The following is a 15,702-nucleotide window of genomic DNA, read 5'->3' on the forward strand; positions in this document are numbered from 1 at the left end:
TAAATTTGCCGCTGAATTTATATAATTTAGAAATTACGTAACCATGAAAAAAATCTTTTTGTTGGCTGTTTTTGGATCAGCAAGTCTTTTCAAAGCACAGATCACATTTGAAAAAGGATACTTTATATCCAATTCCGGTAAAAGAGAGGAAGTTTTAATAAGAAATATCGACTGGAAAAATAATCCGACAGAGTTTGAATATAAAACAGCTGAATCGAGTCCCGTTAAAAAAGAAACCATCAACAATATCAAAGAGTTCGGTGTTGATAACGACAGCAGATTTATAAGAAAAAAAGTATTGATTGACACTTCTTCCGATGAACTGAATGCAATGTCTTATGATAGAAAACCTGAATTCAAAGAAGAAACCGTATTCCTAAAATATGTCGTGGACGGGAAAGCAGATCTTCTGTATTATGAAGACAATGACATCAGAAAATTTTTCTTCAGCGTTGATGATTTAGATCCGAAACAGTTGATCTATAAACCTTATTATATTGACAACAGCCAAATCACTTATAATGAAGATTATAAGAAGCAGCTTACAGAAATTCTTACCTGTGGCGTAGAATCAAAAAAAATCAGAGCAGCCCGATATGACAGAAAAAATCTGGCAGACCTGTTCATGAATTTTAATTCCTGTAGTGAAGGTAATACTGCCGTAAATTACAGCCAACCCAAAGAAAAGACAGATCTTTTCAACCTGAACATCAGACCGGGAATAAATTTATCTTCGCTTGAAGTTACCAGTCCGACCTATACATCGAGAGAAACTACGAAATTTGGCAATAAAATGTCATTCAGGATCGGTATAGAAGCAGAATTTATTCTTCCTTTCAACAAAAACAAGTGGGCTTTATTTGCAGAACCAACCTACCAGTATTACAAAGACGAAAAGGAATCTATTGCCTTTGCCGGACAATATTTTGAAATGAAATCGACAAGAAGTGTTGATTATAAGTCCCTGGAGGTTCCTATTGGGGTGAGATATTACCTGTTCCTTAATAAAAAATCAAAGATTTTTTTCAATGTTGCTTATCTTATGGATTTCGAATTTAAGTCTAATGTCAAACTTGATTTTTCAGAAATTAAGACTGATTCCGGTTCTAATATTGCATTTGGTGCGGGATATAAGTATAATGATAAATTTTTAATAGAGTTACGAGCAACAACACAAAGAAATCTTTTACAAAACTATGTTACCCTGGATTCTAACTATCATACCTTATCTCTTATCCTAGGCTATACATTATTCTAGAACACAATGATTAATTATCATTATTTTTACGTATTTTCGTTACGTATTAATTAATCACATTACTATGTCTTTAGCAGAAGTTTTAAAATCAGGAAATTACGAATTAATCGACGTTCGCGAGCCTATGGAGCTTGAAATGGACGGACATATAGAAGGAGCTAAAAATATTCCTTTGGGTGAGGTGGAAGACAGACAAGATGAGATTTTGTCTATTGAGAAACCGGTAGTTATTTTCTGCAGAAGCGGAAACCGAAGCGGAAAGGCTCTGGAATATCTGAACACTCAAGGTCTGAAAGAAGGTTACAACGGCGGAGGCTGGGCAGAACTGAAACAGGCTATAGAAGCAAATCAGGGAACTTTTTAAGTTCCCTTTTTCATTTAAAAATCTCATATGGATCTTAAAGAAAGATTTTTAAGTACATGCTCTCTTTTCACCAGTGATTTAAAACTTATTGATAATCTGTGGATCGAAGTAGACAAAAAATATACTGAAAAGGGCAGGCATTATCACAACTTCGAGCATCTAGAACATATGTTTTCCGAGCTCGATAATATCAAAGATACAGTTGAAAATTATACAGCAATTTCATTTTCAGTGTTTTATCATGATGTAATTTATAATGCCACTTCCAAATCTAATGAAGAGAAAAGTGCGGAATTAGCCATAAAATGCCTTCACAAAGTAGGCGCTGATTTGAATTTTACAGAAAAACTTTCAGAACAGATTATGGCGACAAAACTTCATCAACAGTCTGACGATAATGATATCAATTATCTCTTGGACGCAGACCTTTTAATTCTCGGAAGTGAGCCTGGTAAATATTTAGATTATACTCAAAAAATAAGAAAAGAATACTCAATATATCCTGATCTGTTGTATAAACCAGGGAGAAGAAAGGCCCTACTTCATTTCCTTGAAGCGGAAAATATCTTTAAAACCGATTATTTTAAACAAAAGTATGAAACTCAGGCAAGGAATAATATGCTGTCTGAAATTGAATATTTAACATAGATAAACATTTCATTTTTGCAAAATGTTTTGTTTGATTAGTACTGTTTCGGCGATAAACCCGGCTGATTTTTTTAAAACGAATTCCGAAACTTCTTTATGAGGCGTATGTCCAACACCTTCGATAATACATTTCTGAGAGATTCCCCCAACCTGGGAAATTGTCTGGTCAACCTGATCCAAAGTTCCATATTCATCATTTTCACCCTGGATAAATAAGAGCGGAGAGACTATGTCTTTCAGCAGATATTCAATATTCCAGCTCCGGAAGCGGTCGCTTAACCATATTTCAGTCCATGCTTTGATGATCATTTCAACTTTAACACCATGATATTTCTTCAGGCGTTCCGGAAGATCAGTGGTATGATAAGCATAAAGAGCATCCCGAATACCTTTTATGGTAATACTTTCAACGAAAATATATCCGGCTTCACAGATAGTAGCCGTTACTTTTTCGGGGTATTTTGAGGCCGTGATAAGAGCAATTGTTCCGCCGTCACTATGTCCGAAAAGAATCACGTCCTGAATGTCTAAAATATTTAATAAATCATTCAATACATCGGCTTCGGTTTCCATGTAATTGTTCTCACGTTCATGAGTAGACATAGGAAAAGATTTCCCGTAGCCAAGACGGTCATAAACCAAAACATTACATTGTGCTTCCAAAGATAAATTCTCAGGAAAATCCCTCCAAAGCTGTGTGCATCCTAAGGAATCGTGTAAGAAAACAATTGTCGGTCTATTTTTAAAAGGTTGATTGTATTCGACATATAGTTTTTTGCCATTTACCTCGATGATATTCCCTTCCATTAAATTTAAACAGGTTAAAAATCAGGATTACCCGCGTTTCTGAATTCCTGTAGTAAGTTACTGAAAACCTTTTCCACCGGCAAAACATCATCGATCAGTGCAGAAACCTGGCCGATTTCAAGCTCACCTTCTTCCATATCGCCTTCGAACATTCCTTTTTTGGCTCTGGCACGCCCCAGCGAAGCGATCAGGGATTCTTTATTTCTTCCGACGTTGTAGATCTCTTCAAGCTCATTGAAAAATTTGTTTTTAACCATTCTTACGGGAGCAAGCTCTTTCAACGTAAGATGGGTATCCCCTTCCTGCAGCTCGGTGATTTTTTTCTTCCAGTTTTCATGGGCACTGGCCTCTGTCGTTGCGGCAAAACGCGAACCTATCTGTACACCGTCTGCTCCAAGGATCATCGCTGCTTTTATCTGTGACCCCAAAGCAATTCCTCCTGCTGCGATGAGAGGTTTTGTGATATGTTTCTTCACATTCGGAATGAGACAGAAAGTTGTGGTTTCATCCCTTCCGTTGTGACCTCCGGCTTCAAAGCCTTCTGCAACAACAGCATCAACGCCGGCTTCTTCGCATTTTACCGCAAATTTCGTGGATGAAACAACATGAGCTACTTTTATTCCTTCCTTTTGAAGAGTTTCAGTGTAAGCTTTCGGGCTTCCGGCAGAAGTGAAAACAATCTTCACTCCTTCTTCCAAAATAATATTAATAATTTCTTCCAAATTAGGGTAAAGCAATGCTACATTAACACCAAAAGGCTTATCCGTAGCTTTCTTACACTTCTGAATATTTTCCCGCAAAATATCAGGGTACATACTTGCGGAACCGATCAGACCCAATCCGCCGCAGTTGGAAACCGCCGAAGCCAGTCTCCATCCTGAATGCCAGATCATACCGGCCTGGATGATGGGATATTGTATTTTAAATAGTTCTGTAATTTTATTTTGCTGTGATTGCATTTCGTGAAGCTTTTTTGCTGAATTAAAATCTATAAAATTGCTCATGTTGTAAAAATAATAAAAAAGCAGTCTTTCGAGGAATTTAAGCATAAAAAAAACCTTCAGAAAATTCTGAAGGTTGGTAATTATTTTTTGACTGCATCTTTTTTCCAGGTTGCTTTAAAAGCGCAGTTCTCGTATCGGCCGTCTATCGAAATGAATGTCGTTGGCAGCTTGGAGTTAACAAACTTTTCCACCATTTCGTTTCTTCTTTTATTAAGCGCCATCTGCTTGATTCTGTCATAATCCGTTTCCAGAGTAATCTGGTGGGCAGGGATCACATCTTCCATTTTGATGATCTTTACGACCTTTCTTTCTCTTTCATCTTTGTCATCAAAAGCATTGGTGATATCTCCTTTATTAAGACCTGCCAGCTCATAACTGATGGTTCCGGGAATGCTTTCTCTTTCTATTTTATTAGAACCGTCTGCTCCGGGAATCACCCCAGCATTGAATTTCGTTCTTTTATCATCAGAAAATCGGTATGCGGCATCTTTAAAAGTCATTTTACCATTGATGATCAAACCTCTGATACTGTCAAGCTTTACTTTTGCCGTTTTTATTTCTTCATCTGTTGGCGTTGCCATCAAAAGAATGTGTCTGGCATCATAGATCTTTCCGGATTTTCTCACGAGCTGTATGATGTGATACCCGAATTCTGATTCTATAGGATCTGAAATTTCGCCTTCCTGAAGATTCAGCGCTGCAGCCTCAAATGGCTTTACCATCTGACCTTTGGAAATATTCTTCATCAGACCTCCGTTGGAAGCTGAACCCGGATCTTCAGAATAGATTCTTGCCTGGCTCTCAAAACTTTCTCCCCCCTGAATATCCTGCTTTATCTTTTTCAATCGGTTAATAAGCTCGTCTTTATGAGCATCCGTAAGTTTAGGATACATCATGATCTGCGAAAGTGAAACCTCATCTTTAATCTCAGGAAGCTGAGTCTTAAATGTATTGTAGAAATCTGTTACTTCATTAGGCGTAACATCTGCTTTCTCCGTAATTCTCTGGTATTTTGCCTGCCCGTAATATTGATCCGTATCGATTTTCTCGATCGCATTTTTCATTTCATACCCATTCCTGAACTTGTAGGCAGCCAGCATGGCTTTCTCGTCAGGAAACTGGGACAGCAACTGCTGATATTTTGCATTAGCCTGCTCTTTAATCACAGCAGAACGGTTTTCAATTAGGGTATCTTTTCTTGCTTCATATACAAGAAGCTTGTTGTTGAGAAGATTTTCCAAAAACTCACACTTATCTATATTAGAAGCTCCCTGCTGCTTGGCATAATTCATCTGCTCATTCACATCAGATTCCAAAACAATTTCATCACCGATCACAGCAGCAATACCATCCACTAAATCTCCTTGTTTGAGCTGAGCATTCATCGTGTTTGTACCAAACATAATGATGAAAATTCCAAAAAGAAAAGTGATTTTAAGTTTATTTATCATTTTACTATTTTAAACAAGTTGCAAATTTAAAATTCTTAACGAATTACACTAAATTTTTTATTATAAATATTTCTTAAAAAAGAAGTATTTACTGTAGTTCTACGTCGAATGTCGTTAATTCTTTAAACTGTTTCAATCTTGCGAACATATCGGCTTCTTTTACTTCCTGAATTCTCTCTGTCCCGAATTTTTCAACGGTGAAAGAAGCCATGGCAGAACCTACGATCAGAGCGGATTTCATGGTTTCGAAATCTGTCTTTTGTTTTTTAGCCAGATACGCCGCAAAACCTCCCGCAAAAGTATCTCCTGCACCGGTAGGATCAAAAACCTCTTCCAGCGGTAATGCCGGGATGGCAAAGACTTTACTATCGTGGAAAAGCAAAGCACCATGCTCTCCTTTTTTAATGATAACATATTCAGGACCCATTTCGTGAATCTTTTTGGCCGCTTTTACCAGAGAATACTCTCCTGAAAGCTGTCTTGCTTCTTCATCATTAATGGTAATCACGTCGGTTTTGGCGATCATATCCATTAAAATATCCCAAGCCGTATCCATCCAGAAATTCATCGTATCGAGGATAACCAGTTTCGGACGGTTATGCATTTTTTCGAGCACTGAAAGCTGTACGCCCGGATGAAGATTCCCCAATAACAAGATCTCCGCATCCTGCATAGAATCAGGGATTTTAGGATCAAAATTTTCGAGGACATTCACTTCTGTGGCCAATGTGTCTCTTGTATTAAGGTCGTTGTGGTATTTACCCGACCAGAAAAAGGTTTTGCCTTCTTTTACGATCTCTATTCCTTCAATGTTTACGCCTCTGTCGGTAAACATATCAAGATGTTCCTGAGGAAAATCGCCCCCCACTACGGAAACGATTCCTGATTTTACCCCCAAAATAGATGAAGTAATCCCAATATATGTTGCTGCACCTCCCAAAATTTTATCTGTTTTACCAAATGGCGTTTCGATTGCATCGAATGCAACACTTCCTACAACTAAAAGTTTCATATTATTTTCAAAGTATATTAAAAGTAAATTAATTTTTCCATTCAAATGTGTCAAGCAGATGTTTCATATCTTTTTTGATATAATCTACTGCAGGAGCCAGGGAATCGGGTTTTGGCCTTGTGTTAAAATATAAATACGCAGTTACAAAATGTCTTGTACTGTCGGTAATATAAAACTGAAGGTTTGATGCGCTCTGCCCTTTAAGCTCATAAAAATTCCCGTAAACTTTCTTTTCCGGATATTCAAATGACTTGGTTTCAATAGCGCTGGCCTTGATCGTATGTTCGTAAACCATTTTTTCCGCTTCCTGGATATGTGCTGCAAAATCGTTTTTTATGGGATAGTACGTCACAAAAACTTTTGCTTTCATTTTCGGATAATTCAGATAGTACCAACAAGGCCTTTTCGCATCCGCTATTTTGGCAAAATCAGAATATTCAAATGTGTAGGCACAGTTGTTTTCAAACTTTTGGTACTTCGGTGCGGGATATTCCAGGCGAAGTTCCCCATAAGGCTTCGGAAGAGGATCCTTTCCGCAGGATACCAGAAGTAAGGCTGCAAAAATAAAAATGGCGTTTTTAAACATTCTGCAAAAGTACAAATTAGATTTTAGATTTGGGAAGACAAATTTCAGGATTTCAAGGTTTTGAATTTAAGGTAAATGCTGCTCGTGAACACAAAGGGTCACAAAGATATTTTTACTGCTAGCTGTTTTAATTTTCACAAAGCCGTTTCACTTGGAAGAGACTGCGAAGATGTATTTTGCGGCATATTACTCCATCGAATCTGCGATTTACATAGAAATCCATATTCGAATCTTTCTGTGCTTCTCTAATACTATCTTGAGATTCTTGCAGAATGACAAACGGAGTGGTAAAATTTCACTCAATATTTCCCGGTATCTGTGTCATTGACTTTGTGGAATCTGCGATTTTAGTAGCACCCCATATCCGAATCTTTCCGGACATCTCTCTATGTTTTAATTCCCTGTTTAAATGCCAAATAGCGTCGTAAATGGCTACAAAAACCGATAAGCCTCCTCATAATTACGGATGTATGTTTCCAGCGGCTTCGGAAAAGACTTTTCGTGAGAACCTTCGATGTCAGTCACCATCAAATCATTTTGGGAAATAAATCTCTCCCAGGCTTCTTCAGAATCAACCTCAACATTATAAATCTCTATACTTAAGTTCTTGTGGGTCAGCTTATGGCTCACGGTTTTTACCCCAACGATGAATGGAACCAGTGCATCGGAAATTTCCGGCGGGAATTCAAAAAGCTTTTTCCAGATGAAGTCGTCTTTTCTCTGTTGAACTAAAAAATTTCCATTCCGGTGAACAAAATAATAGGTAAGGCTTAAATCTTCCGCTTTTGTTTTTTTTGTTTTTACGGGAAATTCTGAAACTTTATTCATTGAAAAAGCCAGGCAATCCTGATTCAACGGACATTGGCTGCAGACAGGATTTTTGGGCTTACAGACTTCGGATCCCAGGTCCATCATCGCCTGATTGAAGTCGCCAACATTATCCGGTAAAATTAAATGGGCCAATTCTGAGAAATAACTGAAAGCTCTTGAGTTTGAAATATCAAAATCGTCGGCAAACAAACGGCTTAATACCCGGTAAAAATTTCCGTCAACCGCAGGAATTTTCCCATTGAAACAGATGCTGGAAACTGCTGCCGCAGTATATTTCCCTATTCCTTTCAATTTCAAAATCTCTTCGTATTCATGCGGGAAAATTCCATTATAATCACTCATAATCTGCTTTGCCGCCTTATGGATATTGATAGCCCGGGAATAATATCCCAAACCTTTCCAATACAGCAAGACTTCATTTTCATCGGCTTCTGCCAATGTTTTAACATCCGGAAATCTTTCAATAAAACGATTATAGTGACCCAACCCCTGGCTGATCCTTGTTTGCTGAAAAACAATCTCGCAGATCCATATTTTGTACGGATCTTTTGTCTTACGAAACGGAAGATCCCTTGCATTTGTTTTGTACCAGCCTAAAAGCTTATTACCGAGATGACTGAGATCTGAATTGTTTATTTTTTCCAAAAGTTCTTCTTCATTAATGCTGCAAAGATAGCTCAATTTTCCTGTTTTGCCTGATAGACGGGAGCCGCCTTAAGCCATTGATATCTAAGATGCTTATCTTTGGCAATAAAGCGGTAGCCCTCAAGTTTTTTCAGATAAGTATACATAGGAGATTTCAGTTTCAGCCGTTGGTTTGATACAATCTGCATCGGGAAAGTCACTACGGAATCTCTTGTCGTTTTCAATACTTCTCCTGATTTGATTTGATAAATAAAAACAGCTTTTCCACGTCCTTTGGAACTGTCTGTCGGCTTGATGTCTGATGTGGAAATCACGAGATCACTGGCATCGAAGCATTCCTGTTCGCTCATGACATAAGCTTTACCTTCTTTTCTTTCGTCTGCAAACAGATCGACGACCTGTTCCTTTTGGAAATTTTTCTCTTCACAGCCGACAAACAAAATAAATAACGGCAAAAAATAAGATAATCTGCCTTTCATAATGAAACATTTAATGATTTGATAGAAAAAAACCGATGTAAAAATGCATCGGTTTTTATTTAAAAATATTTTTAATCCTGGGTATATTCAGCATCCCATTCATTACCGTCGTCTCCTTTATGACCGTCAAGTTTTATCACAAAACTTTTTGTCGGGAAATACGGGGTCAGACGGATGTCAAGCCATACCCTGTCTTTATTCACTCTGTCCTGTTCGAAACGTACGATTTTGAACTTCTCGATCAGTTTATCCGGACCTTTGATGTTATCCAGGAACTGAACAATCTGTCTTCTCAGATCATCTTCATTTTTAGCATTCCAGTTTTCGAAAGCTCTTCTGTTGAGGAAATCCAGCAATACCTTTGTGACATAATCGAATACCCTTACAACAGAATACGTCTGAAGACCAATATTATCTCCGGTAAATAAGGTTTTGGCAGAGAATGCCATGATTTTACCGTATTCGTTCACCATCGGAACAAGACCCATTTTTTCAAGCTGCGAAATTTCACTCTTTTTTAATTCAAACTTTACAGCATCCACTTCATTGATATTCCCATGCTTTTTACCTGCTGCCACCTGGGACATCAGTGTTTTATGAATCTTTCCTGCAAGCGAAGTGGATGGCGGAAGCTCTACGTTTTCCTCCTCACCTACTTCTTCAGCTCTTCCACGGCCTACCAGCCAGTTACATGTCATGATAACGTTACTTCTGTGAAGCTCACCCCCTGTAAGATTGGCGGAATGGAAAAGATCTACTACGTCATCCGGTTTGTCGAGATTGGCAAAATCCGTTACCATCATAACTTTGTTTTCATTACAGATCTTCGCCCATTTTTCAATAACTTTATTTGATCCTAAATATCCTGGAATTGCCAGGATCGAATAGTTATCCCTAAGGTCAAGACGGTCGTAATAATTCTTGAATTCTTCTGCAATAGCATCAATAAATAAAGGATTATCGAGATCCGAAACCTGGTCTATGCTTGCATTGACGATACTTACGTTATCGACTTTATCAAGTTCCGTATTTTTATAAAACTGTGCCACTGTTCTGTAGTTGGTTTCAAGCATACGAACAGCGTCAAGTGTATTCTTAAGGTTTGATTTCAGGTTCTGTTCTGCCGCCTGCGCCTTAGATTTGCATGTTTCAGCCATTTTATCTGCCGGGTCGCTTCCTTCCAGAAGGTTTACCCAGAGATTGATTTTCTGAAGAAGCTCTTTTCTTTCTTCTTGTTTATTACTGTCATTAAGGAATATTTCTTTCCTTGCTTTTCTGGTCGGGTTCATATTGGCGATCCCGTCTACAACGGATTCTACAAAACCGAAGCCACCTATTTTATTGAGTTCGGCAAGCGGGTTGCCTTTAGGCTGACCTGCGTGTTGCTGCTGTCCCTGTTGTTGGTTCTCAGCTGCCTGTAATTTACTATCCATGATTAATGTAAAGTCTTTAGATTATTTTTCAAGTTCTTGTGCCACTTCCTTCAGTACTTCGATAAACGCCGCTCTTGTCTGATCGTTTTCGAGCATATTACGCAGAATCTTATTGGTTTTCAGCTGTCGTACGATCTTGTTGTACTGCTCCTGCTCCATGCTGAGCTGCTGAAGATAAGATGATTTCTGAGTAAGATTTTTCGGGGTGAAGTCCGCAAGATTTTGAAAACGGAATTCTTCTTCCACTACATTGCCGTCTTCCGTTTCGTGCTGCACGTGTACAGAAGGCTGGAAATGTTTGAAGACGTCTTCCACAGTTTTTAGACCGGTTACAATTTCAGGAACATAAGACTCTTCGGTGGTAAGCTGGCTTACAATGAGCGACTTATTTTCCTGTATGTTCTGAATAGCCTCATTAGCGTCTACTTTCACTTCGTTTCCGCCAACGCCATAATTAAACATTGCCATATTATTGTTATTTTGAGATTTTCTATTTTGGTGTGAATCGTATTTACCAGCATCAAATAGCTGACCAATCCAATGTTTAAATTTAAAAAAAAACTGTAACATACAAAATTTTGTTAAGATTTTTCTTGAAATATTTATTTTAAATTACAAATATTAATTAAAAATCAACATTTACGATGTTACTAAGCTAGGAAAAATAAATAAAAAAACGCATCATTTCTGATACGTTTTTCATTTCTAACAATTTTTGGTGTCTTACCAAATTTTTATCCTGTCTTCAGGAGCTTTGTACATTTTGTCGCCAGGTTTGATATCAAACGCTTTAATAAACGCATCCTGATTCACCAATGGCCCGAATGCCCTGAAAACTCCCGGAGAGTGCGGGTCGGTCTTTACCTGATTAGTCATATACTGATCGGTAGACTTCGTTCTCCATACGGTTGCCCAGCTCATAAAGAATCTTTGATCCTGTGTAAAACCGCTGATCAAACCAGGATTTCCGTGATCTTTAAGATACATCTGAAGCGCATCGTATGCAACCGCTACACCACCAAGATCGCCGATGTTTTCACCGCTGGTAAACTTCCCGTTGACAAAACTGCCTTTTACAGGCTCATAAGCGCTGTACTGCGCAGCCAGCTGAGCGACTTTCGCATCAAAGTTTTTACGGTCTTCATCCGTCCACCAGTTATTAAGATTTCCGTCGCCATCGAATCTCGAACCGCTGTCATCAAATCCGTGGGAGATCTCATGGCCGATTACCGCACCGATTCCTCCGAAATTTACGGCTGCATCTGCTTTAGGATTATAGAATGGCGGCTGAAGGATGGCTGCCGGGAATACGATCTCATTATTCGAACCGCTGTAGTAAGCATTTACCGTTTGCGGCGTCATTCCCCATTCTGATTTGTCGACCGGTTTTCCTATTTTGTCCAGGTTTCTCTGGTATTGCCATGCGGAAACATTCTGAAGATTTGAATACAAGGTAGCTCCTTCTTTCGGAGATTCCACTTTAAGCTGGGTATAATCTTTCCATTTGTCTGGATAAGCTATTTTCACCGTAAATTTAGACAGTTTCTCCTGGGCTTTTACCTTTGTTGCCGGAGACATCCAGTCCATATCGTCGATGTGCGTCTTGAATGATTTTAAAATGTAATCGATATAGGTTTCCATCTGGGCTTTAGCTTCCGGCGTGAAATATTTTTCAACATATAATTTACCGAAGGCTTCTCCCAAAACACCGTTCACCAAAGAAAGTCCTCTTTTGTTCATCGGACGCTGTTCTTTCTGGCCCTGAAGGTATTTGGAATAGAAATCAAATCTGATCTGCTCCAGGTTTTCATCCAGGTTGCTTGCATTTCCATTGATGAGATGGTATTTAAGATAATCTTTCAGCAACCGAAGATTTTTCTGGGTAAGGAAAGAATCCATATTCTGATAATATTTCAGCTCGCCGATGATTACCCTGTCCGTATTCACCCCTGCGTCTTTGAGATATTTCTGAAGATTTACATTTTTCACCAATGCCGGCAGCTCAGAGACATTTTTCGGATTGTACCTTAAATTGGCATCCCTGTTCTGTTCAAGGGTCAATAAATAATTGGCCAGCTGCTTTTCAAAATCCACCACATTTTTGGCTGAAGCATCGGCGTTTTTATAACCCAGAACACCAAAAAGTTTTCCTACATACGACTGATATTCTGCTAACGTCTTCGTATTGGCCTCATTGACTTTCTGATAGTAGTCTCTTCCCAAACCAAGATCGGGACCGCCAAGATACACCGCATTCATTTTAGAATTCTTCATATCTGCTCCTACTCTCCATCCGTAGAACGAATTATCGCCTAGTTTTGTAGCTTCAAGCAGGTATTTTTGAAGATCATTAAGATTTTTGATGGCATCGATTTTGGCTAAATCTCCTTTGATGGGTGCCAGACCTTCTGCATTTCTTTTCTCCGTATCCATAAATGACGCATACAGATTCTGAATTTTCTGTCCCTCGGAGCCCGCAGGATAAGATTCGGATAAAATTTTATTTAAAATATCCAGGGATGCATCATCTACATTTTCCCTCAGCGCATTGAAAGATCCCCAGCTCGCTTTATCGGAAGGAATCTGAGTGGTTTTCACCCAATTTCCGTTTACATAGCTGAAAAAATCATCCTGCGGACGTACCGACTTATCCATATAAGATAAATTGATTCCTTCTTCTTTTACCTCTTCTTTTGCAGGTTCTGCGGCTAACTCTTTCACCGTTTCAGGTTTCTGCGTATCTGCCGTTTTTGCCGTACCACATGAATTTAAAAATACAAGCCCCGAGAAAGCCAGTATTCCGATATTTAACTTTTTCATTAAAAATATTTTTGATTTTACACAAACTTACCAAATATACAAATTTTGATGATAAGTGATTAGCCATAAACCGTAAATGATAAAATCCTGCAAGACAAAGCCAAGGTATACCAATCATCTATTTAATAAGAGATCTAATGATACACAGGAAATAAGTTTTGGCTAAAGCCTATTGGTAGATGTAATCTTTTGTAAACGGACCAAAGCCCGTTCCTATTGATGTGGTAAATCCCCAAAGTTTTTTAAACAAAAAAACCGCTCATTGCTGAACGGTTTTAATTATAATTGAGTATTTATTACCAGATTTTAATTCTGTCTTCCGGTTTTTTGTACAATTTATCTCCTTCTTTCACATCAAAAGCTTTGTAGAAAGCATCAACGTTGATGATCGGTCCGAAGCTTCTGAAATATCCCGGAGAGTGCGGATCGGTTTTCACCTGATTGACCATGTATTTCTCACTGGATAATGTTCTCCAAACGGTAGCCCAGCTCAGGAAGAATCTCTGATCCTGTGTATATCCGCTGATCAACCCAGGGTTTCCTTTGTCTTTCAGATACATCTGAAGGGCATCGTAAGCGATATTAACCCCACCTAAATCGGCGATGTTTTCACCATTGGTGAAAGTTCCGTTTACGAAAGTTCCTTTTACAGGCTCATATTTGTCATATTGTGAAGCAAGCGCTTTGGTTGCTTTTTCAAAATTAGCTTTGTCTTCAGGCGTCCACCAGTCTACAAGGTTTCCGTCTGCGTCAAACTGTGCCCCGGAATCATCAAATCCGTGGCTCATTTCGTGACCGATAACGGCACCGATTCCTCCGAAGTTCACCGCTGCATCTGCTTTAGGGTTGAAGAAAGGCGGCTGAAGAATTGCTGCCGGGAATACGATTTCGTTGTTTACCGGGTTGTAGTAAGCATTTACCGTTTGCGGTGTCATTCCCCACTCAGATTTATCAACCGGTTTTCCGATTTTCGCTAAATCTTTATTGTACTGCCATTCGGTGATGTTCTGAAGGTTTGAATATAAATTTCCGCCTTTAGATTCAGGAACGATGGTTAATTTAGAATAATCTTTCCATTTGTCAGGATAAGCAACTTTTACGGTGAACTTGTTCAGCTTCTGCATTGCTTTTTCCTTCGTAGTGGAAGACATCCATGCTAAGTTATTAATGTGAACAGCAAAACTTTTCTTTAAGTAATCGATCAGCTCCACCATCTGTGCTTTTGCCTCTGCCGGGAAATATTTTTCTACATATAATTTTCCGAACGCTTCGCCCAAAGTTCCGTTGATCAGCTCATATCCTCTTTTGTTCAATGCTCTCTGCTCCTGCTGGCCTCTAAGATATTTACCGTAAAAAGCAAATCTCATATCGCCCAGTTTTTCACTCAAATAAGAAGCACTTCCATTGATCAGGTGAAATTTAAGGTAATCCTTGATCACAGGAAGGTTCTGTGCATTAATGAATTTGTCTAAATTCTTATAATACCCCAATTCCCCGATGATTACTTTATCTGTATTTACCCCAACTTTATTCAGGTAAGCCGGAAGGTCTACATTTTTCACAAGCGTCTTAAGCTCAGCCATGGTTTCAGGGTTGTACTGAAGCGTATTGTCACGGCTCTGCTCGTTGGTAAGATAGGTTTTAGCAATGCTTTTTTCGTAATCAACAATACCTTTTGCGGCCGCGTCGGCATTTTTGTACCCCAGCTCTTTCAGCATGGAAGCTACATATTTCGTATACTCTGCAAGAGCTTCCGTATTTTTGTCGTTTACTTTCTGGTAATAATCTCTTCCTAAACCTAAAGATGCATCTCCTAAATAAACAGCGTTCATTTTAGAATCTTTCAGATCGGCATCCACACCCCATCCGTAGAATGTATTTTCCCCTTCTTTGGTCACGGAGATCAGGTAGTTCTGCAAGTCAGCAACATTCTTGATCGCATCGATCTTGTTCAGATTTGCCTGGATCGGTTTGATTCCGTCGGCATTTCTCTTGCTGATATTCATGTAGGTTGCATACAGATCCTGGATTTTCTTACCTTCGGTTCCATCGGCAAATTTATCTTTCAGAAGAGAGTTCAGAATGGTCATTGAATTGTTGTCCGTATCGTCAGCCAATTTGTTGAAACTTCCCCAGGTCGGTTTATCAGAAGGTATTTTAGCGGTCTTCATCCATGTACCGCTCACATAGTTATAAAAATCATCCTGCGGACGTACCGATTTGTCCATAAGACTAAGGTCCAGCCCCTTATCGGAAGTCTGCGCGTTCACATTCTGTGAACAGATCCCGGCTACTAAAAGCAGAGAAAGCGTAAGTTTTTTCATTATAATTACAATTTATACAATAAGTGTAACTTTATTTTAA

Annotated in this window: 14 protein-coding genes; 3 read left to right on the forward strand and 11 right to left on the reverse strand. The window is 38.8% G+C overall.

The features are described from left to right. The first annotated feature begins 43 nt into the window (after positions 1 to 43). The 3 genes from AC0N32_RS17820 to AC0N32_RS17830 all read left to right on the forward strand — a co-directional run bounded on the left by AC0N32_RS17820 (position 44) and on the right by AC0N32_RS17830 (position 2,270). Complete coding sequence (locus tag AC0N32_RS17820; RefSeq protein WP_476395193.1) at positions 44 to 1,258, forward strand: outer membrane beta-barrel protein; 1,215 nt, start codon at positions 44 to 46, stop codon at positions 1,256 to 1,258. A 64-nt stretch (positions 1,259 to 1,322) separates the two neighbouring features. Beyond that, entirely contained in the window at positions 1,323 to 1,622 is a 300-nt protein-coding gene (locus AC0N32_RS17825) for a rhodanese-like domain-containing protein (RefSeq protein WP_476395194.1), read from the forward strand. Positions 1,623 to 1,649: 27 nt separating this feature from the next. Continuing rightward, positions 1,650 to 2,270 carry an HD domain-containing protein gene (locus AC0N32_RS17830; RefSeq protein WP_476395195.1) on the forward strand — a complete coding sequence of 207 codons (621 nt, stop codon included), beginning with the start codon at positions 1,650 to 1,652 and terminating at the stop codon, positions 2,268 to 2,270. Between the two features lie 9 nt (positions 2,271 to 2,279). Here the strand turns inward: AC0N32_RS17830 and AC0N32_RS17835 are convergent, their stop codons facing one another. The 11 genes from AC0N32_RS17835 to AC0N32_RS17885 all read right to left on the reverse strand — a co-directional run bounded on the left by AC0N32_RS17835 (position 2,280) and on the right by AC0N32_RS17885 (position 15,662). Further along, on the reverse strand, positions 2,280 to 3,077 hold the full coding sequence (locus AC0N32_RS17835) for an alpha/beta fold hydrolase (protein WP_476395196.1): 798 nt from the start codon (positions 3,075 to 3,077) through the stop codon (positions 2,280 to 2,282). A 14-nt stretch (positions 3,078 to 3,091) separates the two neighbouring features. Continuing rightward, complete coding sequence (locus AC0N32_RS17840; protein ID WP_476395197.1) at positions 3,092 to 4,036, reverse strand: NAD(P)H-dependent flavin oxidoreductase; 945 nt, start codon at positions 4,034 to 4,036, stop codon at positions 3,092 to 3,094. 125 nt (positions 4,037 to 4,161) lie between these two features. Further along, a complete protein-coding gene (locus tag AC0N32_RS17845) occupies positions 4,162 to 5,532 on the reverse strand; it encodes a peptidylprolyl isomerase (RefSeq protein ID WP_476395198.1) in 1,371 nt (456 codons plus the stop codon). Between the two features lie 88 nt (positions 5,533 to 5,620). Then, positions 5,621 to 6,544 carry a PfkB family carbohydrate kinase gene (locus AC0N32_RS17850; protein ID WP_476395199.1) on the reverse strand — a complete coding sequence of 308 codons (924 nt, stop codon included), beginning with the start codon at positions 6,542 to 6,544 and terminating at the stop codon, positions 5,621 to 5,623. 28 nt (positions 6,545 to 6,572) lie between these two features. Next, on the reverse strand, positions 6,573 to 7,130 hold the full coding sequence (gldD, locus tag AC0N32_RS17855) for a gliding motility lipoprotein GldD (RefSeq protein WP_476395200.1): 558 nt from the start codon (positions 7,128 to 7,130) through the stop codon (positions 6,573 to 6,575). A gap of 432 nt (positions 7,131 to 7,562) precedes the next feature. Then, entirely contained in the window at positions 7,563 to 8,606 is a 1,044-nt protein-coding gene (gene mutY, locus AC0N32_RS17860) for an A/G-specific adenine glycosylase (protein WP_476395224.1), read from the reverse strand. 32 nt (positions 8,607 to 8,638) lie between these two features. Then, positions 8,639 to 9,085 (reverse strand): hypothetical protein, encoded by a 447-nt coding sequence (locus tag AC0N32_RS17865; RefSeq protein ID WP_476395201.1) that lies wholly within the window; start codon positions 9,083 to 9,085, stop codon positions 8,639 to 8,641. A gap of 71 nt (positions 9,086 to 9,156) precedes the next feature. Beyond that, a complete protein-coding gene (locus AC0N32_RS17870; RefSeq protein ID WP_476395202.1) occupies positions 9,157 to 10,518 on the reverse strand; it encodes a DUF5458 family protein in 1,362 nt (453 codons plus the stop codon). Positions 10,519 to 10,539: 21 nt separating this feature from the next. Then, the gene (locus tag AC0N32_RS17875; protein WP_476395203.1) at positions 10,540 to 10,986 is read right to left on the reverse strand and encodes a hypothetical protein; all 447 of its coding nucleotides are present in this window, start codon (positions 10,984 to 10,986) and stop codon (positions 10,540 to 10,542) included. Between the two features lie 255 nt (positions 10,987 to 11,241). Then, complete coding sequence (locus AC0N32_RS17880; RefSeq protein WP_476395204.1) at positions 11,242 to 13,338, reverse strand: M13 family metallopeptidase; 2,097 nt, start codon at positions 13,336 to 13,338, stop codon at positions 11,242 to 11,244. A gap of 296 nt (positions 13,339 to 13,634) precedes the next feature. Continuing rightward, positions 13,635 to 15,662, reverse strand: a complete 2,028-nt coding sequence (locus AC0N32_RS17885; RefSeq protein WP_476395205.1) for a M13 family metallopeptidase — start codon at positions 15,660 to 15,662, stop codon at positions 13,635 to 13,637. Between the last annotated feature and the right edge of the window lie 40 nt (positions 15,663 to 15,702).

Source organism: Chryseobacterium endophyticum (assembly GCF_056333165.1).